The sequence below is a fragment of the Sorangium sp. So ce327 genome (genome assembly GCF_051530205.1).
In the GTDB taxonomy this organism is placed as follows: domain Bacteria; phylum Myxococcota_A; class Polyangia; order Polyangiales; family Polyangiaceae; genus Sorangium; species Sorangium cellulosum_B.
In genome coordinates this window covers 7,731,617-7,757,573 of sequence record NZ_CP150330.1, presented here as the reverse complement: position 1 = coordinate 7,757,573, position 25,957 = coordinate 7,731,617, and the positions used below count along the sequence as shown (strand labels likewise).

Genomic DNA, 25,957 nt, shown 5'->3' with positions numbered 1-25,957 from the left:
GCGCCCAGGGGGCGGGCTGCCGGCGCGGAGGAAGGAGATGCAAACGCTCCGGAGGCGTCAAGCTGCGGCGGGCGGCGCGCGGCGGACGGCCGCGCAGAGAGGCCGCCGAGGAATGCGCCCCGGCGCATTTGCGTTGAATTTGCCGTGGCGCGGTGCGGTAATCGCCCGAGGAGCCCCCGGATGCTCGGGGGACGCGGCTCGCGGACATCACCATGGACAGGGACGCGTGACGGGCGGACGAGACAGCGGCGGGGACCTTCCGGCGGGCGAGAGCGTCCCGCCCGCGCCCGTCGAGGCGAGCGGCCTCGAGGGCGCGCCCGGGGCCGAGCTGCGGTCGGTCGCGGCGGGTGGCGCCACGCTCTGGCTCACGCAGGCGCCCGGGTTCTCGCTGTGGCGCGGCGAGGTGGCCGCGCCGGACAGGCTGCGGATCGAGGGGCGCGACGGCTACCTCCACGAGCTCCGGCTCGAGCCGGTCGGCGCGCTGCGGCTCGGCCGCGTGGAGCGCGTGGGCGACGAGCGCAACGAGCTCGTGTACCCCGACGTGGCGTCGCGGCTCGCGGCCTCGCTGCGCCACGACGGCGTGCGCTGGTGGCTGCGCCGCCGCGAGGAGTGCAGCGTGCCCGTGCAGGTCGGCGCGCGGCACCTCGCGCGCGGGGAGGAGTCGCCGCTCGTGCACGGCACCTTCGTCTGCGTCGGCGGCATGCGCGCGACGTTCTTCGACCGCCGCTACGCCGCGCTGTCGGTCCCCGCCGGGGCGGTGGACCCGGCGACGGGCCTGCTCGCGCGCGCCGGGCTGGAGCAGGAGTGCGCGTCGCTGCTCGCGCGGAAGGGCCAGGGCGCGCTCGTCCTGCTGCGGCCTATCGAGGCGGGCGCGCCCTCGCGCGCGGCGGCCGCGCTGGTCGCGGTGCACCGGCTGTGGCCGGAGCGGCCGGTCGGCGACGCGGACGGCACCGCGGTGGTGCTCGTGCGGGGCGGCGCCGCGGAGGCGGCCGCCGCGGCCCGGCAGGCCCTGGAGGCCGCGGAGTCCGCGGGGCTCGGGGCGTTCGCGTGCGGCTATTTCACGATCGCCGGCGAGGCGGACGTCGCCGGCCGCGAGGTCGAGCTCGGCCTGCATGCCATTGCGTCGCTCGCGGCGGAGCGCGAGCGGGGCGCGTCGCTCGCGGCGGAGCGCGAGCGGGGCGCGGCGGGCGCGTCCACCCCCGTGGCGGAGCTCCGCGACGGCGCGGCCAGCGCGCGCTTCGCCCCGCCGTTCGAGGTGATCGAGGCGTCGCGGAGCGGGCGCCGGGCGACGGTCCTGTTCGGCATCGAGGAGCAGAGCGCGCTCGGCGGCGTCGGGCCGCACGTCATCGGGGCGCTCGCGCAGGAACTCGCGGCCGTCGTCGCGACCCACGCGGGCGCCGGCGCGCTGATCGCGCCGCTCGCGCCTGGCGTGGTCGCCGCGTGTGTGCCCCGCAAGGCGGATCCGGCGGTGATGGCGAGCGCGGTGCAGTGCGACTGGCACGGCCGGCCGCCCATCCTGGACGGGAGGGTCGAGCACGCCCGGACCCTGTCGTGGGAGCTCCTGCACGACGCCGACGCGGGCGCGCGGGCGGCGGAGATCTCGCGCGAGTGCGGCGATCCGCACGGGGTGCTCTCGGCGCTGAGCGGCGGCCTGCCTTATCCCATCGCGGGGCGGGTGCGGGCGGCGATCGGGGCGTCGAGCGCGATCGAGCGGGTGAAGATGCTGTTCGACGTGCTCGAGGGCACGTGGCGCTTCATCGCGACGGTGCTCGTCTCGGCCTTCTTCAGCGGCGGCAGCGCGCCCCCGACCTCGGCGCGCGGCGGCGTCCCGAGCAGTCCGGGCGCGGGCGGGGGGAGCGCGGGCGCGGGCGGGGCGCCTCCCGGGTGGGGCGCGCTCCTCGACTTCCACGGCCGCACGCGCACGCGCGACGGCCTGGCGCTCGGCGCGTGGCGCGAGCTCGCGCGCACGGCCGCGCGGGCGTTCGGCGATCGCGATGATCCGATCGGCTCGATGGCGAGGGAGGTGCTCGACGTCAAGCTGTCGCACAATCAGACGTTCGAGACGCTCTCGAACCTGATGCAGGCCGAGCGCAACCAGTTCGCGCACGGCCACTACACCGAGGCGCGGGCGGCCGCGGATCTGCCCGACTTCGAGCAGATGACGCGCGCGCTCCTGCGGGCGCAGCGGCCGCTCTGCGCATGGACGCTGGTGACGGTCGAGAAGACGGAGCCGGACCTCTACGGCGATCTCCAGACGGTGGAGTTCATCGATCACACCGGTCCTTACGCGTCCGGGACGCGGCGGCGCATCGGGCTGAACTCCCCAGTTCGCCTGTCGAACGTGGTTTATCTGGCCCGCTTCCGCGAGGGGCTGATGCTGCCGCTCGAGCCGATGGTGCGGCGGCTCGCGCCGGACGATCGGTTCGATCTCTACTGGATGGATCACCTGCCGCGGCCGGGGACATGCCATATGAGCGCGGTCGTCGCGGGCCGGGCGGTGAAGGCGCCCTGCGATCCGCGGCGCACGCCGCCGCTCCTGCGGGCGATGCTGGACGCGGCGGGGGGGTGAGGGGGCCGGGGTGAGTGACTGAGGGGCAGGTGGGGGTCGCATCCACCCGGAGGGAGCTCTCCTGAGGTCGGGAAGGCGGGGAGAGGCGTCGTGCCCGCTTCCCGCCCTCAGGGTTCGATGGGAGCGCGCGGAATCATGCAGCGTGGCTCAGGGCGTCCTCACGCACCGGGCGCCGATGTGGTCACCACGGAGTTCCGGGGGATCGTTGGAGCGCTCGGACGAGTGCAAGTTGGACGCAATATCTCTCCAGCTACCGCCCCGGCGCACCCGGTCCAAGCCGCCGTAGATTCTGGCGCAATCGGTGCACGCGCCGGTGTCATAGGGAGCATACCAATCCATGTTCCACTCCCACAGGCCTCCCGCCAGATCCGCATGTCCCCACTTCCCGTCCCCCCTCGGCGATTTCACGCCCACGTTCAAGATGTCCTCCCTGCCGCACGACCAGCCTACTCCCAGCCCGCTGCAATCGTGCACCGCGTAGCTCGTATTGATCGGGATCGAGCTCGGCGGCACCGACCACGGATACTCCCTCTGCTCGCTCCCTCCTGCCGCCGCGTAGTTCCACTCTGCCTCTGTCGGCAGCCTCCCACCATCCCACGCACAGAAGGCAAACGCCTCGAACCAGGTGATGGAGTTCATCGGCTTGTTCTCGTTCGCGTGCTCGTCCTCGTCTGGTGCGTTCCACCACATGGAGTTCCTGGAGCCGCTTATCGCGGTTTCCAGCGCCGCTCTATCTGCGGGCAAAAACCAGTCCCAATCGGTCTGCCAGCCGCTTTCCGGCACCCCTGGGTGCGCTCCTGCTCCCTCCACAGGCTTGCTCGCCGGGTAAGCTTCAACGAACTTGCGAAACCGGCCCACGGTGATCTCGAATCGGTCCAGTCGAAAATCGCTCACCGTCGCGGGATGCTCCACCATGTTGGACCGCTGGTATGTGCCTCCCAGCACCACGGGGCTCAGGCAGCAGCTCTCGTTCCCCGCCGGACCGCAGCTCGACGGGAGACCTTCGCAGCTCGGTCCAGGGCACGAGCCCACCTCGCACGATCCCTCGCACGCGGTCCGGTCCGTCCAGCGTCCTCTCTCGTCGCACGTCTGTGGTGTTCTGTCCGAGCACCGCGCGTCCCCGAGCGCGCACTCCCCCTCGCAGAGGCCGTTGATGCACGTCTGGGATTCGCACGCCGCGCTGGCGCTCCAATCGCCGGTGGTGTCGCAGACATGCGGGGTATTGCCGAAGCACCACACGTCGAGCCCGGGCGCGCACGACACCACGCAGTCGCCGCCGTAGCAATGCGTCGGGCCGCCGCACGCCGCGTGGCTCACCCACGCGCCCTCCACGCACTCCTGCGGCACGCCGCCCGCGCACCGCTTCTGCCCCGCCGCGCATACGCCCATGCACCCGTCTTCGTCGGCGGCGTCGCATGTCTGATTAATGGTGGAGCACCACCTCTCAATTTGCCACTGCCCGTGCGTGTCGCAGAGCTGCAGCGTGTTGTCGTCGTCTTCGCAGCGCTTCTGCCCCGCTGCGCACACGCCCACGCACCTGTCGTCGTCTTCTTCGTCGTCGGCGTCGCAGGTTTGATCAACGCATGCCGGCTGGGCTTGCCACTGCCCATCCGGGCCGCAAGTGTGCAGAGCGTTGTCCTCGCAGCGCTTCTCGCCCTTCGCGCACACGCCCATGCACCCGTCTTCCCCGGTGACGCTACACGTCTGGCTGACGGTGGAACACCACATCTCGCCTCGCCACTGCCCGTGCTCATCGCAGAGCTGCAGCGCGTTGTTGTTGTTGTCGGGGTCGCACCGCTTCTGGCCCTTCGCGCACACGCCGACGCACCCACCTTCTTCCTCGTCGGCGTCGCAGGTTTGATCAACGCATGCCGGCTGGGCTTGCCACTGCCCATCCCGGCCGCACGTGTGCAGAGCGTTGTCCTCGCAGCGCTTCTCGCCCTTCGGGCACACGCCCACGCACCCATCCTCGCTGGCAGCGTCGCACGTCATGCGCCGGTCGAAGCACCGCTTCTCGTCCTGCCACTGCCCGTTCGCGTCGCAGCGCTGCAGCGTGTTCTCCTCGCACCCCTTCTGCCCGGCCGCGCACACGCCGATGCACGCGCCCAGCTCGGCGCTGCACGTCTTGTCGACGCACGCCGCCTTGCTCTCCCACAGCCCGCTGTCGCTGCACACCTGGGGGACATCGCCCGCGCACCGCGTCGCTCGTGGCGCGCACTCGCCGACGCACGCTCCCGTCGCGCTGTCGCATACCTGATCGACACAGTCCGGCTCGCTCTCCCACGTGCCGTCCGCGCCGCACACCTGAGGTGTATTGCTGTCCAGGCACCTGCGCGCACCGGCGCTCGGGCAGCCCGCGGCATCGAAATCCTCGATGCCCAGCACCGAATTGCACCCGAGGACCGCGGCGCTGCAGCCGAACACCGCCGCCACCGCGGCGCCGCCCCGCGCGTACCATGCTCGTCGCTTGTCCATCAGAACCTCCCCTCGATCTCGAACCGCCCGAGCCCCACGCCCGCACGCCACGCCACGCCGCCCGCCGGCTTCGCGCCGCCGCCGGGCGCGCCGGGGCGCCGGTCTCCCCCGCTGGGCTGCAGCACGAACAGCGCCGCGGTCCCTCCGGCCACGCCGACGGCCCCCACCACGAGCCCCACGGTCGCCAGCGTCCCGAGGTCTCCCGCCTCGTCCAGCTTCTCCCGCTCCGACTGCGGGCACGAGGTGCCCCCGCACCGCGATCGGACCTCGCCCACCTCCTTGAGCGCCAGGCCTCCGGTCACCGCGAGCAGCCCGAGCCCCGCCGCCCCCACCCCATAACCCACCGTTGCCGCGATGTTCCTCGTCCTCCGCTCCCCTTCGGGGTCCGGCTCGCGCTCCAGCACGACCTGCACTTCCCGCTGCTTGCGCCGCTCCAGCCGCACCGCCTGCTTCGCGAGCAGGAAGCCCGCTGCGCGCATCTCGACGGCATGCTCACCCAGCGGGAGCCGCCCCTCCCAGGGCGTGCGCCCCACGACCTTGCCGTCGATGCTCACGTGCGCCCCGCTGGGCGTCGACTCGACCCGCAGCGACGCGTCGACGTCCTGCGCGCTCAGGACCACGGGGGTTACCTCATACAGCTTCACGGTTGCCGTCTGCAGCGGCGACTCCATCTTCGCGCCCTCGCGCGCCGCCTCCGCCCCGCCAGCGCCTGCCTCCGGCGCCGTGCACTCTGCGAGCGCCTGATGCCCCACGAAGCCGTGCAGCCGCACCTGGTGCTCGCCAGGATCCACGAGGCCCTCCCATGGCGTCACGCCGAGCCGCTGCCCGTCGATCTCCACCTCCAGCGCCCACCCGTGCTTCTCGCTCACCGAAAGGCGCCCCTTCCTCGATGGGGCGCGCAGCTCCACCACGCTCTTCTGCCCGGGCGTGACCTCTGCGGTCGCGGCGATGGGCTCGAATCCGTCCTTCTTGACGCTGATCTGGCGCGTGCCTGTGGGCACACGCAGCGGCGCCAACAACGGCAGCGTGGCGCGCTCTTTCTCGTCGATGAGCAGGCGCGCGCCGACCGGCGTGTCGCCGGTGAGCTCGAGTGTACCAACGCGCTTCCGGAGGTCCTCCACGCCCCTCCTGACATCGTCCATGAGGTTGGACGGGAGCTTGGGCTCCAGCAGGACCTTCTCGTACAGGTCCAGCGCCTCGTTGTACCTCTCGAGCTGCCTCAGCGTGGAAGCGAGCGCCGTCATCGCGCTCATCGTCTTCTCTTGCGACAGCGACTTGACGTATTCGTCGTGCGCCTTGAGCCACTCCTTGTCAGCGAAGTACTGGTCCCCCTGTTCGAAGTGCACTTTCGCCAGCTTCGACGCTGTCGGGTCGCGCGGCTGCGCGGCGCCGGCCGGCGCCGCCGCGGCTGCGCCCGGAGCGCTCGACGGTGGAGCCTGCGCCTCCGCTCTCCCGATCGACAGCACCAGGGCGATCGTGGATCCAAAGACCACCCGCCTGGCAACACGAACTTTCATATCCCATCTCCATCCGGGCTTCCCATCGCCCGCGGCAGCTTCACGTCATGTCATCCCGCTGCATGCGGCGGGAGGAGCGTCGCTGCTCGACCCGCAAGGTGCCTCGTCCGTCCGGCGCTTTGAAAGAACAGCCCAGCCAGCTGTTGAACCTCTCGAAATCCGACTGATCGAGCGATCGGGCAGAGGGATGAGCCCGTCATTTGCTCGCGCCATCGCCGGGATCCTCGGACCACCGAACCCTGATCGGCTCCCACTGCGCATTCTTCTCTGCCTTGCGCGCCACCGGCGGGGGCGGCGCATTCAGGTCCAGGAACATCGGCGAACTATCAGCGTCCCCGATGAACACGGTCTTTTCTTCCATCCGCTTCGCCCCCTTAAAAACGCGGACTTTGCGACTATCACCCTTCTTGCCGACCAGCTCGATGATGCCGTTGGTCCGCCGCGCCGGCTGGCCGTCGACCTCGACCGATGCATCGCCGGGCACGACGAACAGCGCGACCCGGAGCTCATCCGACGCGAGCGGCCTGTGCTGCGATCGCGCCGCCGTCGTGGCGAACATGGAGCTCTCCCGGGGACCTGCGTCGCCCAGAGCGGTGCTGGAAGCCGCCCCCCCGGCGGTGCTGCGGTGGTCGATCGATTCGCAGGCCGTGAGGACCATCAGCATGCCTCCGGTCCATGCAACCATGCGCATCACCATCCTCATGGTCTTTGAACCTCCGTGAACAACGTGGCTCGCAGGTGCTCTCGCTCGCACGTGGCATACCGCTCTCGCGCCACGTCTGCGGTATCGCCGAGATAGATGGCCCTCATCTCCGGAGGGAGGCAGTCCGCATTGGCGTCCTTCAAACCCTGTCGCAACGAACCCGTGTCGATCGTCCAGGTGCGCGTCGTGTTGTCGGCCGTGACGACGAGTAGCCTCCGGCCATCGTTCAGGAACGCCATGGCCAGGGCGGGCGCCGGGACCTCGAACTCGACGGGCTCACCCGTCCCATCGGCGCGCCACAGGCGCACTGCCCCCTTTAGCGACGAGGTGGCGATGCGCGCGGCGTCTGGGCTCCAGACTGCGTGCACCACCGGGCTCCCGTGCGAGAGCGCCGTCGTGGGAGCGCCGCTGTCCGCGTCCCAGACCTGGGCGGTGTCGTCCTCCGAGGCGGTGACGACGCGCATCCCGTCGGGGCTCCATGCCGCCGCGTGGATGGCGCCCTCGTGTCCCGTGAGCACGATGGGCTTGCCCTGGCCGTCGGCGCGCCAGATGCGCGCCGTGTGGTCCCTGGACGTGGTAACGACGCGCGTGCCGTCGCGGTCCCACGCCGCCGAGGTGAGGCCGTCGATGTGCTCTGCCAGCCGCAACGGCTCGCCCGATCCGTCGACGCGATGGATGAACGCGACCTTGTCGTCGGAGACGGTGATCATGCGCGTCCCGTCCGGGCTGAAGACTGCCGCGCGCACCGCAGCCTGATGACCGCGCAGCACCACGGGCTCGCCCCCGCCGTCCACCCGGACGACGCGCGCCGTCCCGTCGAACGAAGCGACGGCGACGCGGGTGCCATCGGGGCTCAACGCTGCGTTCATGACCCATGCCTTGCCGGCCTGGGCCGGGGTGGAGTCCGATCCTCGGCCCGCGACGACGACGTCCGGCTCGCCGGTCTCGTCTGCATCGAAGCGGCGCACCGTCCCGTCGTCGTAGGCCGAGATGACTTTGCCGTCGGCGCCGATGAACGCCGAATGGTAAAACCCCTGTCGCACTCGCGGCAGCGACGCGAGCCGCCTCGGCCGCAAGATCCTGGCTGTCGCGTCGAGCGAGCGCCCGCCTTCGTCGCGGTCGCCGGTGAGCAACCGCTCGCCATCGGGGCTCCATGCCGCCGAGATGACCGGTGCTTCGTGCCCGTTCATCACGAGCGGTTCACCTCCCTGCGTTGGCCAGATGCGCACCGTCTGGTCGAGCGAGGCGGTGGCCAGGTACCTCCCGTCGGGTCGAAACGCCACATACACCACGTCATGGCTGTGCCCGGACAGGACGACCGCCTCGTCCTTGCCGTTGGCGCTCCACACGCGCGCCGTGTCGTCGTTCGAGGTGGTGGCGACACGCCTGCCATCGGCGCTCCACGCGGCATGGAGAACGGCGCCGTCGTGTCCCTTGAGCACGACCGGCCTGGCAGTGCGCGACACGTCCCAGATGCGCGCGGTCTTGTCGCTCGAGGTCGTGACGAGGCGCGTCCCGTCGGGGCTCAGGGCGGCGAAGTTCACCGCCCCGCCGTGGTCCTTGAAGACGACCGGTGTCGCCGGGGCGTCGGCGCTCCACAGCTTCGCCGTCCCGTCCTGCGACACGGTGAGCACGCGCTTGCCGTCCGGATGGAGCGCCACGACCGACAGCGGCCCGGTGCGGTCCTCGAACTTCACGGCGTTGCCCGCGTCGTCGGCGTTCAACACCCGAGCGAACACCTCCGAGGGCCTGTCGGGGGACGTGGGCGATACGGCTGCCACCACCACCCGCTTGCCGTCGTTGCTGAAGGCCGCCGCCGTGATGGGCCAGCGCGGGGCTTCTGGGGCCGATGGCGCCGGCACGAGCTCCACGAGCTGGCCCGAACCATCAGCGTTCCATACCCGCGCCGTCCCGTCCTCCGCGCCCGTGAGCACCCGCCGGTCGTCGGGGCTGAACAAGGCGACGGTGATCGGCGCGTCGTGGCGTGCGACCACCACCGGATCGCCTATGCCATCTGCGCTCCACACCCGCGCCATGTTGTCGGCCGAGGCTGTCAGGACGCGCTTGCCGTCGCGGCTCCACGCGGCCGCCCTGAGCTCCTCCTTATGTCCACGGAGGGTCACCTCGAGTGTGTTCGTGGCGAGGGCCTCGCTCGCGAGCGCGACCCAGCCGCGTGCTCGCTCGGGGTCCCGCACGTCGGGCAAGAGCTTCGTCGCCCAGGCGAGCTGGCCGCGGCTCTTGAGCTCGCGAGCGCCGGCGAGCAGCCGCGCGTCGTGCGCCTCGGTCTCCTTCGTCTCGGCGAGCTTGCGCGCCTCGATCGCCTTGGTCTCGGCCTTCACCGCGTCGGTCTTGGCCTTCTCCGCCTGCGCCCGCTGCTTGAGCGCCCAGAGGCCCATCGCCGCGGTGCCCACCGCCACTGCGAGCGCCGAGAGCGCGAGGAGCGCCAGCGAGCGCCGCTGAGCCCGCGCCTTCGCGAGCCTCGCCTCTGCGTCGGCTCGCTCGCGCCTGCGCTCCGCCTCCTGCGCCTCTTCGCGCCGCCGCTGCTCCTCGTCCCGCTCGCGCTGCTTCCGCTGCTCGTGGACCCTGCTCGCCAACCAGTCGTGACCGATCTCGAAGTACCTGCTGCCCGAATGCGCCTGGGCGTGGAGGATCGCCGCGTCTTCCAGCGCGCGCAGGATCATCTTGAGCTTCTCCTCGGGCACGTACCCGAGGAGCTCCTTCTCGGTGCGCAGCGTCCGGCTGCCGTCCGCCGTGACGAGCTGATCCTCGAGCAGCCGCCGCGCCTCCGGCGCGAGCGGCCCGAGATCCTCCAGCGTCGCGTCGAAGTACCGTCGCAGGATCGACTCGGCCTCGAACACGCCCTCTGCGCCGCCCTGGGCGCGCTCCTGGAACAGCGCGCGGCACACGATCTGTGCGTAAACCGCCTGGACCTCCGCCGCGTCGGACGCGCTCTCGTCGGGCACCCGCACCTCCCTCATGAGCCCGCGGAGGTGCTCCACGTCCCAGCGCTGCGGTGGCTGCCCCTCGGCCGCCGCCCGGCACACCGCCTTGACCATCTCGCCCACCGTCATCGGCCCGAGCCGGAACCCGTGCGCGAGCAGCTCCTTGCGATCGCGCGCGCGATCCCGGAACCGTCCCAGGTAGTCCTCCCGCAACGACAGCACGATCTGCAGGCCCTGGATCGGCGCTCGCGCGAGCCGGTGCACGCCGTCGATCAGCGCCTCGGCCTCGGCCTCGGCGCGCTCTGCGAAGAGCAGCTGCTCGATCTGGTCCAGGTAGATCAGGATCGGCTGCTCGCTCCGGCGCTCGGCGAGGAGCATCGCTTGGTCGAGCGCCTCGATGGGCGGGACGTCCTGAGGGGCCACGCCGAGCTCCAGGCCTTCGAAGACGGCGCGCGTGAGCCACGGGAGGGGCTCCTCGCTCGACGGCCACCCGTCGACGCGCACCACTTGGAAGTCGTGGGTCTCCTGTAGCCGGGGGATCACCCCCGCCTGCATCAGCGACGACTTGCCGGCCCCCGACGGCCCGTACAGGGTGGTCGACGGGTGGGCCAGGATCTGGTGCGTGAGCTTCGCAACGAGGGCGTCGCGGCCGAAGAAGCGATCGCGATCCGCGGCGCGGTACGGCTGCGCGCCGGGGAACGGGTTCACGCTCTCGTGAGGATCGCTCACGCGCCGTCCTCCCCTCCGAATGCCTCGACGAGGTCCTCCATGGAGGCCTCGATGACATCGTCGAGCCCCTCGTTCTTGCCTGGTAGACCCGACCCCTTCTTCCAGAGCTCCCGCTCCGCGTCCTCGGGATCGATCACCGCGAGGCTGCCGCGCGGAACGCCCCGTGGATAGAGGCGGTGGAGGAGGAGCCTGTGGTGCCCGGTGACGACCGACATGCCGAGCAGCAGCGCGGGTCGATAGCTCAGCGTGCTCAGGATCGCGTTCGCCAGGTCGCGCGGGAGCGCGCCGTCGAGATCGCGGAGGCTGAGCTGGTAGTCGTCCTCCGTCAGGAGAGGCCGTGCGAACACGTGCTCGGGCGTGTAGCCGCCGTAGGGCCGGAAGAGGACGATCTCCTGCTCCGGGTCGATCGTCTCGGGCGGCGCGTCGAGCTCCTCCCAGTCCGTGCTGCCCGCCTCGCGGCACAGCAAAATCAGGCCCTGGTCCCCTTGATGGAGCACATAGATCGTGCGCCGCGGATGCTTCTCAGCCACGGCCTGCTCGAGCCACGGGTGACGCAGCAGCGTTGTGTGCACGCCCGGACCGACGGCGCGCGCCAGCGCCTCGATGAACGGCGGGGGCGGCGCGCCGCCGCGGAACGTCTTCTGAAATTCAGCGTCCAGCTTCGAAACCCCGCGGTGGAGCGCAACGCGCTGGGCGAGCGAGCTCATCGATAGCCCAGGCGCCGCCGGGGCCGCCGCCTTGGCGAGCTCCTTGTGAAGCTTGTCGCGGAAGCCCGAGATCAGGGGGCGCTGCCCTCGGAAACGATCGCCGAGCAGCAGCGAGAAGGGTTTCCCTAGCATCCGCCCGAGCGCCGGATCGATCCCACGGGTGACCGGCGTCGCCTGGGTGAGCCGAGCGGGCGGCACGATCTTGCGCCCTTTGAAGTCGAAGATCACGCTGTCGGGGCCGCGGAGGTACACCACCGGCGAGAATGCCTCGGCGCTGCCGTCGAAGGCGACGAGGAGCGCCCGCCGGGCTTCGTTCATGCTGAAGGCGACGTCGCCCTTGCTCTGGGAGCCGGCCGCGAGCGCGCGGTAGAGCTCCGCCGAGCACGCGCGCGCCACGTCGGCCTTCACCGGCCAGAGGTGGGCGACGACCGCGTCCACTCCGCTCCGGGCCAGGATCTCCGCGGCGGAGGCGAACGCTGACGGCCGGGCTCCCTCGCACGCCTCGAGGACGATGAGCCGGAGATAGCTGCGGAGGCTCGCCTGGATCTGCTGAGCGAGCAGCTCCGCGGGCACCCAGCGCGCGTCGCCGTCCTCGTCGGCGAACTGCAGGACGGGGACGCCCTGGTGCTGGCCGCCGTGCCCGACGAAATGGAGCACGTGCGGGATCGGCTCGCGGCGGAGCCGATCGAAGAGGGCGGACGCGCGCGCGGCCGGCCCCACGAGCGGATCGAGCCACTCCATCTCGCCGGTATCGATCCGCTCGCCGAGCGCGCTCCGGAGCGCGTAGAGGCCCGCTCCTCCGAGCGGCGCGACCGCGAGCACGCGGAGCGCACCGCGCACCGCGCGGGGCTGCCAGGGTTCGCTCGTCGTCACGCCGCGCACGGGCAGCAGCGCCGGCGAGCTGGCCCAGAACCCCATGGCCTCGCCGGGTCTGCAGAGCGCCTCCCAGGGCACGCCCTGGAGCTTCGGATCGAGGAGCCAGAGCCGTACGAGCAGCGGATTGCCCGGCGCCGCGGCGAGCCCGGTCCGCAGCGGGTCGAGGCCGCGGAGCACGGCGCGATGGAGAGCCTGCGCCGCATCGAGCAGGCCCGCGTCGAGAGGCCGCGCGTTCGCGGCGGCGGCACGCACGCCCTCAGAGAAGCGGGCGATCGCATCGACATCGAGGTCGGAGCCCAGGCCGTGGGGCGCGGTCCGGTCGTCGTGGCTCCAGCGCGTGCTCGCGCGCACCTCGGCCCCAGCGCTGGCGAGGTCAATCTCCATGCGCATGCAGGGCACCGTGCAGTCTGGGCATGACAGCGGATGCTACACCAACAGGTGGTGTGCGTGCGGGCTTCGCTCGCCGCTGGCGGTACCTCCCGCAGAACCTGGCGCTTGCCGAGCCATTTCCCGCGGATCAGCGTTGCCGTCTGCGACGGGGAGGCGCAGCCGAAGAAAAACGATGGCGCTTTCGCGCGAGCCGCGCGGGGATAGCGCGTTGCGTACGAGCGCAATGCCGATTTGCGTTGGCTCGCGCTGGCGGATCCGAGCGCCCTCGTGGAGGCGAGCTGTGCCGGGTTCGCCGCGCGCAGCGACGAAACGCTGGAGCCCATCCCCGGGACGGCCATTGCGGTCCACAAGGGGCACAGCCCGAGCGATATTCTGTTCAACCGCGATGGGAGCCAGTTCGTCGCCGCGCGGCCGGCGGGGAGCCTCGTCGACAGCCTCCGGGTTGGCGAGGGCGGCGCCTCACGCGGGCCGCTCAGGGCGAGACCCCTGCTGCGTTCGCGCTGGCGTTCAGCCCGACCGCGCCGAACCAGCTCTTCGTGGCGCTCGCCGACAGGCAGGTGGGGTTGGAGCGCGCGTGCGACGACCCCGATGTGCACGTGTGCAAGACCGCCGGGCCTCTGCTGGCCCGTCGTGCAAGATCGGTCGCTCGGCCCGATGCTCCGGCTGGCATCGAGGTACCTGACCACGTTGAGGTCGCGGGCGTGCCGGGAGGCCGGGGCGCTTGACCACGTTGAGGTCGCGGACGTCGAGGTACCCGAGCGCGTCCGAGTTGCCAGGCCTCCCGGGGCGGTCGTGGTATCCTCCGAAGCAGGCCATGTCAGCTGTCGAATCCACGGCCCGCCCGTCCGCTGCACCTCGTCCGGCCGCCGCACCCCGCCGCCGGATGGGAGCCCACGTCTACAGCCGCCCGCCCGAGCCGGTGTACTTCCCCGAGGCCGAAGAAGTGCCCGAGACGAACCGCCACCTGGAGCTCCGCACCGCGCTGTACCTGATCCTCAAGCGCGAGCTCGCGCACACGGCGACCCTCGGCTCCGACCAGTTCGTCTACTGGGACCCGAGGACCTCGAAGAAGCGCCTCGCCCCCGACGCCTTCGTCCGGCTGGGTATGCCTCATCGGACCTTCCGCACCTGGAAGATCTGGCTGCACGGGGCGCCTGACCTCGGGGTCGAGATCGTGAGCGATTCGGACGAGGGCGAGCCCGACTGGGACGAGAAGCTCGAGCGCTACCGCGCCGCGGGCATCCCGGAGGTCGTGCGCTTCGATCCCGAGGATCGAAAGCGACCGATCCGCGTCTGGGACGCCCTGGAAGGCGATCTCGTGGAGCGGGCGTCCGACGACCCCGATCTGCGCGCTTGCGAGACGCTGGGCCTCTGGTGGACCGTCGTGCAAGACCAGTCGCTCGGCCCGATGCTCCGGCTGGCGCGCGACCGCGAAGGCCACGATCTGCTGCCGACGCCGGACGAGGCCGAGAGCAAGGCGCGCGAGGCCGAGAGCAAGGCGCGCGAGGCCGAGAGCAAGGCGCGCGAGGCCGAGAGCAAGGCGCGCGAGGCCGAGAGCAAGGCGCGCGAGGCGAACGACAAGCTGCAGGCCGAGGTGCAGGCGCTGCGGGCAGAGCTGGCGCAGGCCCGAGGGAAGCGGAAGACGCGGCGACGCTCCCCGGGATGAGGCGCCCGCTTCGCCGGGGGCGTTCAGGACCATCCAGGAAGCTCGGCGGACTTCGCCAAAAGCGCCGGACCACGTTCCAGCTCGCCGTCCGCACCGCGCCGGAGGTAGCCGTCAGGCTCGGCTCCCGCGCCGGATGAGCCCGGCGGTCACTGGAGGTTCGGCGGCGTCCACGTCATCCACCGGCCGAGGTCGGCCTTCGCCCCGTCGCTCTCGAGCACGTTGGTGTCGTCGGTGCCGCCCCCGACGAGGAACTTCTTCACGTACGCCTCCAGGATCGCCCTCTGCTGCGCGGGGAACTGGCAGTGCTCATGGCCGCCGAGCTGCGAGTAGGCCATCCTGTCGGGCACGCCGAGCCCCTCCCAGATCGCGTGGGCGATGGACCCGGCCGTGAAGGTGCTGTCGATGCCGAGCCAATCGATTCGATTGTCGACGACGAGCAGCGCGCGCGGAGCGACGAGGCCCATGACCATGTGATGATCGAACGGGAGCGTCGTCACCTTGCTGCCGAAGTTTGCGCCGAAGCTCTCACGGAACCACGGCTGCTCACCGGCCGCATGGGAGAGGGTCTGCACGTTCTCCCCAGCGTCCTTCCCCGCCTGTGAGACGCGCCAGCTCGCCGAGCCGCCGGCGCCCGACTCCTGCGGGATCGTCAGCACGATGCGCTCGTCGAACGCTCCTGCCGTGAGAGCCCCCTTTCCATCCCGCGAACAACCCGTCACGGCGATGCGCTTCGGATCGACGTTGGCCGAAGGGGTCTTCTCCAGCGCGTCGATGATCCGGCTGATGCCCCAGGCCCACGCGATCATCGAGCTGGCCGGGTGGTCCTTGCCGTAGAGGTCATAGAAGATCCCCGTACCACGCGTGCCGCCGCCGCCCTGGGCGCCCATGTCGTTGTTGTTGAAGATGGCCGTCGCGACGCCGTTCTGGCTGAAGACGCTCGCGTCCAGGGTCACGCTGCCAAAGCCATAGAGGCTGATGAGGAGCGGAATCGGAGCGGAGGGCGCCCCGGCAGGTCGGTTGATGTCGACGGAGAAGGAGACGCTCTTCGAGCCCTCGTTGACGCCGACCGTCAGCTTGTTCCCCGAAAACTCCCCCGTCACGTCATCCTTGGACACCGCGGGCTTCGGTCCGGACTCGTACTCCTCGACCTGCGCCTTGATCTCTGCGCGTCGACATGCCCATTCCGACGTCTTCGTGATGCGTGATCCATCCAGCATCGTGAACGGATCTTGATGAGCTTCGTAGACAGGGAGAGATGCCGCGTCGGGCAACGTCGGCGCGGGGCAGCTCGCGCCGCTGTCCTCGGCGCCGCCGGGATCACCCGTGCCGGTGGATTCACTCCCACCCCCTCCCGAGACCGACGAGCTGCCGGAAGAGCCCGCTCCGCCGCTGTTGTCCCCGCCGCTCGACGTCGTGGTGCTCGACGTCGTGGTGTCGGAGGGGTCATCACCGCAGCCGGGGATCGACACGAACAGCAGAGCCAGAAGAGTTTTTCTCATTGTCCTCGATGCCCGAAGGTTGGTTTGGTTCACGACCGCTCGAATTGCTCAGCGGAGCAGCGCCGAGAGCGTGTCCGGCCGCTCCTGCGCAGGCGTGGTCCGGTTCGCGCGAAGAGCCCATTGGGTCGCGTGGCGCTGTCCGCTGTAGGTCGATGTCCATGTGAGCGTTCACAACATCACGCCACTCTCACGCAATAATTGCTGTATCACAAGAGAAGTCGAAATTCTACTCACGCGCCTCGCCCCGGCGCCTTGCAAACCAGCGGATTTGCCGGGCGAAAGCAAACTTGCGCCAAGACGAAAATACGAGAAAACTCGTGATCTGCGACCCACGACAAGGCATCATGATGTCTGGGCGATGCTCGATGTGAGCCCCCCTCGGATGAGGTGAGTTCTATGGACACGTGGGCGAGACGGTTCATCGTTCCTGCGCTGCTCACGGCGAGTTACGCAGCCATGGGCGGTTGCACCGCGATGATCGGCGGCGATGACCCGGGGGCGAACAGCGGCTCTGGCGACGGGCCCGGGAGCGGGTCTGGCGACGGGCCCGGGAGCGGGTCTGGCAGCGGGAGCGGCGCCGGAGGGGACGGCTCGGCGGGGGGCGGCCCCGGCGTCGAGCCGACGGTGTGCGTGCCGGGCGTCCCGCGAACGTCGGCGCTGCCGCGTCTGACGAGGGCGCAATACGACAACACGATTCGCGATCTGGTCGGCATCGACACCCAGCCGTCGTCGATGCTCGCTCCGGACGGGGTCGGGAGCGTCGATCAGCGCGCGTGGGACGGGTACAAGACCGCCGCAGCGACGGTGGCGGCGGCGGTGATGGCAGACGCCAGGGCGCGCGCCAAGACCATCCCGTGCACGCCGGCAGGCGACGGCGCCGCGTGCGCGAACCAGCTCATCGATACGCTGGGACGGCGCGCCTTCCGGCGCCCGCTCACCGACGAGGAGAGAGGGCTCTTCCAGGCCCTCTACGCTCGCCGCCAGGCGCTCACGCCGACCGGCTCCTTCGAGGACGGCGCCCAGCTGATCATCGAAGGGTTCTTGCTCTCGCCCTCCTTCCTGATGCGCGCAGAGATCAGCGAGAAGCCCGAGGGCGAGTACTTCGTGCTGAACAGCCACGAGGTGGCGTCGCGCCTCTCGTACCTGATCTGGGGAACCATGCCGGACGACGAGCTGTTCGCCGCGGCAGACGAAGGCGCGCTGCAGACGCCGGAGCAGATCCTCGCGCAGGCGCAGCGAATGCTGGCGGATCCCAAGAGCCGCGGGATGGTCAAGGCCTTCCACGAGCTCTACCTCCACATGGGCCCCGGCACGCGCTGGTCGGACATCCAGCGTGATCCGGCCGCCTTCCCGGACTTCAAAGCGTCGATGATCCCGCTCCTGTCGGAGGAGACCGATCGCTTCATCGAGCACGTGGTCTTCGATCAGGCCGGGACGTTCCAGGATCTGGTCACCACGCCGGTGGGCTTCGTCAACGCCTCCCTGGCGCCGCTCTATGACCTGGATCCTGCGGAGTTCAACGGCGCGGAGCTCGTGCCGGTCGAGCTCGACCCGACGCAGCGCTCTGGCCTCTTCACCCGCCTGGGCTTCCTGGTGTCGCACTCGGGGTACGACCGGACGTCGCCCATCCTGCGCGGGGCGTTCTTGCAGAAGGAGGTCCTCTGCGCGGACATCCCGCCGCCGCCTCCGATGGTGGAGGGCACGCCGCTGCCGACGGACGCGAGCCTCACGACCAACCGTGCTCGGGTCGACGCGCAGACGTCGGGAGACTCCTGCGCGTTCTGCCATCACACGTACATCAACCCTGCGGGCTTCGCGTTCGAGGCGTACGACGCCGTCGGCGCCTACCAGCAGACCGAATCGTTCTCGGGCGCGCCCATCGACACACGGGTGAACGTCGGCGTCGGCGAGGACGTCGTGGAGGTCGACGGCCCGGTGGCGCTCTCCGAGGCCATCGCGAGCTCCCCGGCAGCGCACACCTGCTACGTGCGAAAGTGGGTCTCGTTCGCCTACCAGCGCGAGCTGAACAACGAGGACTCCTGCACCGTGGACGAGCTGACCGCCAAGCTCACGCAGGGCGGCTACACGGTGCTCGACCTCATCGCAGATCTCACTCAGAGTCAATCGTTCCGAGTTCGTGCCCTGCAGGCGGAGGTGGAGCCGTGAACCGAAGACTGTTCCTGCGTGGACTTGGTGGCGCGGCGCTCGCCGTCCCCTTCTTGAATTCGCTCGGCCGCTCCGCGCGAGCGCAGGAGGCGCCGTCGCCGCGCCGCCTGGTGATCTTCTACACCAACAACGGTTGCCTGACGAACCGCTGGTTCCCGACGGGGATCGAGAACGGGGCCGGGAGCGTCACCGCGGCGTCGCTGGAGACGACGCAGGCGGACGGGAAGCCCCGGACCCTCGCCCCGCTCGCGCCCTTCGCGGCGAAGCTGCTCTTCCCGCGCGGGCTCGCGATGCCGCTGAACGGCTTCAACAACAAGGTGGACGGCACGGAATATTTCGATCCCCACGATCAGGGCATGGGCAGCAAGCTGACCTGCGCGCCCCTCGATCCCGGCGGAGATCACTGGGCGCTGTCGCACTCGCTCGATCACGAGATCGCGCAGCGCTTCAACCCGGGCACCAACAAGGTCCCGCTCGTGCTCTCCGTCGGCAATGCCTTCACGAACGTCAAGGGCATCGTGTCGTACTCGGCGCCGAAGACGCCGTATGCGCCCGTGACCAACGCGCGCACGGTGTACAGCAGCCTGACCGGGCTCTTCGTGAGCGGCTCCGGGACCGAGGCGGATTATCGCGTGGCTCGCGGCGAGAGCATCATCGATCTGGTGAGCCGTGACCTGAACGCCTACAAGGCCCGCAAGATGAGCGGCGCCGATCGGAAGAAGATCGACGACTGGCTCTCCCTTCTTCGCGAGACCGAGCAGCGCGTCATCCCCTCTGCTTGCACCGCGGAGTCGGCGACCGCCCTCGGCGTCACGGACGCTGCCCTCACCGAGGCGGGATACCCCGCTCGCGGCGGCGGCTTCCCCAACAACGAGAAGGTGTACACGCTCGGCAGCGAGATGATGATCCGCCTCATCGCCCTCACGATGATGTGCGATAGCAACCGATCCATCGTGCTCCAGTGGCCGGGCTTCGTGACGTTCAAGTGGGACGGCATCGCGCACACCCACGATCATCACGGTCTCTCGCACCGGAACGGGAGCGCCGCCGTCGGCGGCCAGTGCGTGAGCGGCGTCATCGAGCAGATCCACGAGATCGACCGCTGGTATGCGGGTCGGTTCGCCAAGCTGGTCAAGACCATCGACAGCATCGAGGAGGGGGGCGGCACCATGCTCGACAACTCCGCGGTCATGTGGCTGCCGGAGCTCGCCGACGGCAACGCGCACAACAACAACAACCTGCCCATCGTGATCGCCGGCAGCGCCGGCGGTTACCTCAAGCAGGGCGTCTCGGTGAACGTCGCGGGCGGGAAGCTCGAGGCAGGCAACAGCGAAGCCACCTGCTCGAGCGGCACGGAGGGCGAGAACAACAGCGGCAACACCGGCTCTTCGGGCGGAACCGTCCCGCTGAACAAGCTCTACACGACGTTGATCAACGCGCTCGGCGCCGGGATGCCCGAGTGGGTTCCTGTCGATCGCTTCGGCGTCTCGGATGCTGTCGCGGTTGGCTTCGGTGGCAGCGCGCCGTCGTTCACCACCGACGGCGCAGGCAAGGTCACCGACGGGCCCGGCATCAAGAATCCGGGGGAGCTCGACGCCATCAAGGCGTGAGGCGACCGAGCGTACGCCGCAGGCCCGGGCCTGCGCGTGCACGAGAGCGCCGTCGGCGCTCTCTGACGTCCACGATTCATTCGAGCGTGACCGCCCGACCTCACCTCGCCGGCGGGCGCGCGCGGGCTGGCCCCGAGGACAGCGGCGCGCCGATCCCGGTCGACTGCCCGGCGCGGCGGAGCGCATAGGCGATGCCGCTCTGAAGGGTGCCCATGGTGACGATGGACTTCAGCTCGATGTCCAGGCCCACCATCGCCTGGGCGACCTCGGCGCGCGTGCCGGTGAGCACGGCCTCCGTGCCGAGCAGCCGCAGCGCGTTGGCGGTCCCCACGAGCGTCTGCGCGATCTGGGTATCGATGTGCTTCATCCCGGTGATGTCCAGGATCACGACGCGCGCCTGGTGGCGCTGGGCGCCGTCGAGCGCGACCTCCAGCACCTGGGCCGCCCGCGCGGCGTCCATGGTGCCGATGAGCGGCATCACCATGATCTGGTCCGTGATCGGGATGAGCGGCGTCGAGAGCTCCGCCAGCCTCGTCTGCTGCGCCTCGAACATCTGGCGCTGCAGCGCGGCCCGCTCCCGCTCCGCCTGCTCGCGCTGCGTGAGCTCGATCTTCAGGCGCTCGTTGCTCGCGCTGAGCTGCGCGTTGGAGCGCTGGAGCTCCTCGGTGCGCTGCGCGACCTCGGCCTCGAGCCGCCGGTTGGCGTCGAGGACTTGCTCCTTCACCTCCCGCATGCCCGAGAGGAGCAGCGCGTTCTCGATGGATATCGCGGCCTGGGACGACAGGAGGCCGAGCAGCTCGACGCGGCTCGCGTTGAACGCCCTGCTCGCGGCGTTGTTCTCCAGGTAAAGGACGCCGTTCATGCGGCCCTGGTGGAGCAGCGGGAGGCACAGGACGGATCGCGTGCCCTGCCCGAGGACGCAGGGATCGTCGGAGAACCGGGCGTCGGCGCTGGCGTCGTCGAGGACCAGCGGCTCGCGGGTGCGAGCGACGAACAGCGCCACCTTGTGCGGCAGGTCGGGGCGCGAATCCAGCGGCTCGCTCGGCCCGAGCGCGAGCGTCCCGGGCTCGACCCCGAAGGTCGCCTCGACGAAGAGCCGCCCGTCCCGCTCCAGGACGAGCGCCCCCCGCTGGGCGCCGGAGTTCCCGAGCACGAGCGTCACAAGGCGCTCGATCACCCGCTCGAGCTCCGTCTCGCCGGCGATGCCCTGCACGGCGCGCACGATCAGCGCGGCGTCCCGCAGGTTGCCGACCGTCGTCCGGCCGAGGATGGTCCCCGCGTGCGCCGGGCCCGACGTCGCCGAGGGGATGGACGAGATCGGCACGCTGTCGCTCGACGAGGGCAGCAGCGCGGCGTGATCGCGCGCGAGCGCGTCCGCCTTGGCCGTCGCTCCCCAGTGCCGGTAACCGAGGTACGCGTCCGCCATGTACGCGCGCGCCACCTTCGTCCTGCCCTCGTGGAGGTGCAGCTTCGCGCACAGCTCGTTCGCGAGCGCCTCGTCGTGAGGAAACTCGTTCTCCCGGGACAGGGAGATCGCCCGGTCGTAAAGGCCCATGGCCTCGAGCTGGTCGCCGGCGACGCGCGCCTCCTCGGCCTGGATGAGCAGCAGCAGGTGCTGGAAGTTCATGGGAGCGCTCGCGGCGAGGCCCGCGATCCGCTCCTTGTGGCGGGTGATCGTCTGCGCGCGGCGCTCCGCCTCTTCGGGCGACGCCGCGGCGGGCAGCCCGAGGAACGCCATGCAAGCGTAGAAATGCAGCTTCGTCGGTTGATACAAACCGAGCATGCCGGCGCCGTAGGCCTCGGCGTCCGCGGCGTTCGCCGCGGCCCTCTCGCAGTCGCCGTACAGATAGGGAAGCTGCAGCTTGAGCAGCGCATAAAAGAAGAGGCCCGCGATCAAGCCCCTCTCTTTGAGGCGCGCGACGAACTCGTCCTCGTCGAACTGGTCGTCGCTCAGGCTGTCGGGGGCCCGCGTCCGTCCCTGCAGGCTCGCGATCGCTTGCCTCATGAGCGTCATCACGGCTGTGCCGCTGACGTCCCCGGTTCGCCGTAACACGACGAGGCCTCGCTCCACCTCCTCGCGCAGCTCCTCGAGCGGATAGCCCGCGGTGAACATGTTGCTGGTCACGCAGTTCCATACGTTGCTGAGATGGGCGAAGTCGCCCGATTCCAGCAGCCCTTGCCGCGCCTGCAGGAAGCGAGAAATCCCGTCGCGCACGTCGTGGAACAGGTGGGAATACGTGGCGAAGACGTAGTTCACCCTGGCGGTCAGGGCGGCGTTCGAGAACTTGTCGCTCAAGGTGATGGCGAGGCGGCCGAACGCATGGCCGTCCGCGGGCCGCCCCTGCAAGACCGCGAGCAGGAATCCATACGAGGTGTACGCGAGGGCGGACACGTCGGCGTGGCCGTACCGCAGGGAAATGTTGACCTGCTTGAGGACGAACAGCGGGTAAAGCTCCGGCCTCAGGCAGAAGACAGGACCCATCATATCGCTGATGAGCTGGACGAGCGCCCTTTGCTCCGGGCTGTCCATCACCGGCGCGTCGATCAGGTCTTCTATGCGCCGGCCCGCCAGGTTCGCGCCCACCTCTGCAAGCTCGGCCCCGACGCGCGCCTGCAGCTCCGCCTCGCCGCTCGGCAGCGGGAAGCCGAGAATGCCGGTGCCCTCGCCGCCCAGGCGCACCGCGTCCGCGAGGTTCCCCAGCGTCACGTGAAGCAGCACGCGGAGGCTGTAGATCTGCGCCCGTTCCACGTTCGACCGCGCTCTGGGCATGAGGGACGTGAAGAGCTCCTCGGCCCGCTCGGGCGCGCCGCTCAGGTACACGCACTCCGCGTTCTCGCGGCTGAGCGCGAAGCAGAGCGCCTCGTGGCGCTCCCAGCGCGCGTCCCCGAGGAGCTCGAGCCCCGCGCTGAAGTGGTCTGCGGCCGCCTGATAGGCTGTCCTGATCTTGGCAGCCCTGCCCGCCCGCTGGTTGAGCCGGGCCAGGGCCAGCCGCCCGGCCTCGTCGGCGATGCCCCGCGCGCCCAGGTTCATGTGGCGGACGAGCTCGATCAGGTCCTCGTCGGGCGGCGTCTCGCCGGCCCGCGCCCAGAGCAGCCGGCCGATCGCCAGGTGCAGCGCTTCCCTGCGCGAGGGCTCGACCAGCGAGTAGGCCGCGTGGCGCACCCGGTCGTGCAGGAACCGGTACGATACCTTGATCTCCTGGGGGGCCGAGGGCTCGGTGTCCGCGCTCTCGTCGAAGAAGCGATAATCGCTGTCGCGCGGCACGATCAGGCCCCCGCGCAGCGCGTCCCACAGGTCGGCGGCCGTCGCGGCGGGCGATTTCTCGTGGACGGCCGCCAGCGTGGTGAGATCGAACGTGTGGCCCAGGCACGCGGCGAGCTTCAGCGCGCGCTGCGTCGCCGGCGGGAGCCGGTGCAGCCTGTCGAGCATGAGGTCGACCACGTTGTCCGCGGCGACCGCCTCCCGGACGCGCGCCACGTCCCATGCCCAGGCCTCCGAGGGCGCGTCGAACCACAGCGCCCCCGCGTCGTGGAGCTCGCCGAGGAGCTGGCCCAGGAAGAACGGGTTGCCCTCGGTCTTCTCGAAGACCAGCGTCGCGAGCGGCGCGACCGCGTGCGGCCGCGCGCTCAGCGTGTCGGCGACGATCTGCGTGACCGTGGGCATGTCGAGGGGCTTGAGCGTGAGCTCGGCGATCGCCACGCCCGACTTGCGGAGCTCACCCAGCGTCGCGTGCAGCGGGTGGGCGGCGTCCACCTCGTTGTCCCGATAGGCGCCGATGATCAGGAGATGGTTGCCCTCCACGTCCGTGAGGAGGCGCTCGAGGATCCTGAGCGAGGCCGGATCGGCCCACTGCAGATCGTCGAGGAAGAGGGTCAGCGGGTGGGTCGGCGCAGCGAAGACCCGCAGGAAGCGCTGCACCAGCAGATCGAAGCGGTTGCGGGCCTCGGTCGGCCCGAGCTCCGGCACGGCCGGCTGAGGCCCGAGGATCAGCTCGAGCTCCGGGATCAGCTCGATGAGGAGCTGCCCGTTCGCGCCGACCGCGGCGAGCAGCTTGCGCCTCCACTCCTCGACGGCCGCCGCCGACTCCGTCAGCACCTGCCGGATGAGCTCGCGGAAGGCCTGCGCCACCGACGCGAGCGAGACGTCCCGGTTGATCGGATCGAACTTCCCCTTCGCGAAATACCCTCCATGACGGGCGATGGGCTTGTGGATCTCGTTCACCAGCGTGGTCTTGCCGACGCCGGAGTAGCCGGAGATGAGCACCAGCCCGGCCGCGCCCCGGCGAGCCCGCTGAAAGGCGGACAGGAGCACGTTCACCTCGTGATCCCGGCCATAGAGCCGCTGCGGAACGCGCAGATCCAGCGGCCGGTCGTGCTTGCCCAGCGGGAACGGATCGGCGCGGCCCGTCGCCTCCCACCGCCGGAGGCACTCCTCCAGGTCGAGCTTGACCCCGCGGGCGCTCTGGTATCGGTCCTCCGGCATCTTGGCCAGGAGCTTCACGATCACGTCCGACAGCGCGCCGGGCACCCCCGGCGCGCGCTCGTGCGGCGGCGTCGGCATGCGCGCCATGTGGCTGTGAATGAGCGCGGTGGGATCGCCCTCCTGGAACGGGAGGGCCCCTGTCAGCATCTCGTAGAGCGTGACGCCGAACGAGTAGAGATCGGCGCGCAGATCCACGCTCCGGTTCATGCGGCCAGTCTGCTCAGGGGCGATATACGACAAGGTGCCCTCGAGCGCGTCCGGCGGGACCGTCTCGGGGGTCTCCCTCGAGAGGCGCGCCGCGATGCCGAAGTCGACGAGCCGCGGGCTCTGCGTCTTCTCGTCGATCAGGATGTTGTGCGGCTTGATGTCCTTGTGAATGATCCGGAGTCCGTGGAGCGTGTCGAGGGTGCCCGCGAGCGCGATGGCGGTGCGGAGCGCCGTGCCCACGTCGAGCTTGCGCGCCTTCAGGACGGCGTGCAGCGAGGAGGGGCCGAGGTCCTCCATGATGAGCGCGAGGCCTCTGCCGCACTTCTCGATGGCGTGTGCCTTGACGACGCCGGCCACCTCGCCCGCGTCCCGCAGGATGGCGAACTCGCGCCGCAGCCGCGCGAGATCCCTGGCCGTCGGGAACTCGGACCGAGGCATCTTGACCGCGACCGGCGCGCCGTCCTCGTTCCGGCGGCCGCGGTACAGCACGGTCTCGGAGCCTTCGTATACCCTCTCGAACAGCGTATGACCTGACAGATCGATCATTGCAGCAAGACCCCGTGCTCCGCGTCAGCCATCCAAAGGAGCGTGACGCCCCCCACACATCAGCTCGAGCATCCGCCGTCCCCCCGTCGGACAGAGACCCGCCCGCCGGCAGAATACGCGGCAAGGCATGGAAGTCCAGCCTGGCGGCGCTCAGCACGCTCAGCGATTCTCGCGACCTCGAGCGGCATCCTCAAGGCGACTCCCGCTACAGCGCTGGTGGATCGGTTCGATGCGGTGTCGCTGAAACCGCGGATTCAGACGTTGGTGGCCGCGAGCACGCCCCGGTACACGTCGTCCACGCCGAGCTCGCACCCCACCGACGACAGCGCAGCCCGGGCGCCGGGGCCATAGACCCGGAGCACCCAGCTCCCGTCGGCCTGGCGCGCGAACACCTCGATGCGAGGTGCCTTCTGTGACGCCAGGACGACCTCTCGGATCGACGCCACTGTCTGGTAATGCGCGAACTTGTCGCCGCGATCGTACGCCTCGCTAGAGTCGGAGAGCACCTCGATCACGAGGACCGGGTTCAGGAGGGTGTCGCGCCGCTCGTCCTCGAACTCGGGGCGGCCGCAGACGACCGAGCCGTCCGGGTACACGTAGCGATCCGCGGCGGGGATCTTGATGCGCATGTCGGAGTTGAGCGCCACGCATCCGCGCTCGCCCAGCGCGTTGCCGAGCAGTCGGCCGATGTTCGCGGCGATGGCGCTGTGCTCGAACGTGCCGCCGGACATCGCGAAGAGCTCGCCGCCGGCGTACTCGTGCCTCGCCTCCGATGCGCGCTCGAGATCGAGGTACTCTGCCGGCGAGAGCTTCCGTCGCGGCGCCGCTTCTCCCATGTGCGGCAGTGTCGCGCGCCGGGCTTCCGATGTCCA

At 70.3% G+C, this 25,957-nt stretch carries 12 protein-coding genes; 4 read left to right on the top strand and 8 right to left on the bottom strand.

Going from position 1 to position 25,957, the window contains the following annotated elements; translation table 11 throughout:
* Positions 1-226: 226 nt before the first annotated feature.
* Complete coding sequence (locus WME95_RS28965) at positions 227-2,569, top strand: hypothetical protein (RefSeq protein WP_437902595.1); 2,343 nt, start codon at positions 227-229, stop codon at positions 2,567-2,569.
* Positions 2,570-2,716: 147 nt separating this feature from the next.
* Here WME95_RS28965 and WME95_RS28960 read toward each other — a convergent pair whose 3' ends face one another.
* The 5 genes from WME95_RS28960 to WME95_RS28940 all read right to left on the bottom strand — a co-directional run bounded on the left by WME95_RS28960 (position 2,717) and on the right by WME95_RS28940 (position 12,908).
* Complete coding sequence (locus tag WME95_RS28960) at positions 2,717-5,044, bottom strand: formylglycine-generating enzyme family protein (RefSeq protein WP_437902594.1); 2,328 nt, start codon at positions 5,042-5,044, stop codon at positions 2,717-2,719.
* Positions 5,044-6,561 carry a PEGA domain-containing protein gene (locus WME95_RS28955; RefSeq protein ID WP_437902593.1) on the bottom strand — a complete coding sequence of 506 codons (1,518 nt, stop codon included), beginning with the start codon at positions 6,559-6,561 and terminating at the stop codon, positions 5,044-5,046. Before WME95_RS28955 ends, WME95_RS28960 begins: the two co-directional genes overlap by 1 nt.
* 196 nt (positions 6,562-6,757) lie before the next feature.
* Complete coding sequence (locus WME95_RS28950; RefSeq protein ID WP_437902592.1) at positions 6,758-7,264, bottom strand: hypothetical protein; 507 nt, start codon at positions 7,262-7,264, stop codon at positions 6,758-6,760.
* Complete coding sequence (locus WME95_RS28945; protein ID WP_437902591.1) at positions 7,261-10,935, bottom strand: nSTAND1 domain-containing NTPase; 3,675 nt, start codon at positions 10,933-10,935, stop codon at positions 7,261-7,263. The genes WME95_RS28950 and WME95_RS28945 overlap by 4 nt, the downstream gene beginning before the upstream one ends.
* On the bottom strand, positions 10,932-12,908 hold the full coding sequence (locus tag WME95_RS28940) for a CHAT domain-containing protein (RefSeq protein ID WP_437902590.1): 1,977 nt from the start codon (positions 12,906-12,908) through the stop codon (positions 10,932-10,934). Before WME95_RS28940 ends, WME95_RS28945 begins: the two co-directional genes overlap by 4 nt.
* An 814-nt stretch (positions 12,909-13,722) precedes the next feature.
* Here WME95_RS28940 and WME95_RS28935 point away from each other — a divergent pair.
* Positions 13,723-14,574 carry a Uma2 family endonuclease gene (locus tag WME95_RS28935; RefSeq protein WP_437902589.1) on the top strand — a complete coding sequence of 284 codons (852 nt, stop codon included), beginning with the start codon at positions 13,723-13,725 and terminating at the stop codon, positions 14,572-14,574.
* A gap of 146 nt (positions 14,575-14,720) precedes the next feature.
* Here the strand turns inward: WME95_RS28935 and WME95_RS28930 are convergent, their stop codons facing one another.
* Positions 14,721-16,073, bottom strand: coding sequence for a glucuronyl esterase domain-containing protein (locus WME95_RS28930; RefSeq protein ID WP_437902588.1), 1,353 nt, complete (start codon positions 16,071-16,073; stop codon positions 14,721-14,723).
* Positions 16,074-16,469: 396 nt separating this feature from the next.
* On the opposite strand from WME95_RS28930, the gene WME95_RS28925 reads away from it, so the two are divergent.
* On the top strand, positions 16,470-18,239 hold the full coding sequence (locus WME95_RS28925) for a DUF1592 domain-containing protein (protein ID WP_437902587.1): 1,770 nt from the start codon (positions 16,470-16,472) through the stop codon (positions 18,237-18,239).
* Entirely contained in the window at positions 18,236-19,849 is a 1,614-nt protein-coding gene (locus WME95_RS28920; protein WP_437902586.1) for a DUF1552 domain-containing protein, read from the top strand. The genes WME95_RS28925 and WME95_RS28920 overlap by 4 nt, the downstream gene beginning before the upstream one ends.
* A gap of 100 nt (positions 19,850-19,949) precedes the next feature.
* Here WME95_RS28920 and WME95_RS28915 read toward each other — a convergent pair whose 3' ends face one another.
* A complete protein-coding gene (locus WME95_RS28915) occupies positions 19,950-25,085 on the bottom strand; it encodes an AAA family ATPase (protein WP_437902585.1) in 5,136 nt (1,711 codons plus the stop codon).
* A gap of 254 nt (positions 25,086-25,339) precedes the next feature.
* Positions 25,340-25,921 carry a Uma2 family endonuclease gene (locus WME95_RS28910; RefSeq protein WP_437902584.1) on the bottom strand — a complete coding sequence of 194 codons (582 nt, stop codon included), beginning with the start codon at positions 25,919-25,921 and terminating at the stop codon, positions 25,340-25,342.
* Positions 25,922-25,957 lie beyond the last annotated feature (36 nt).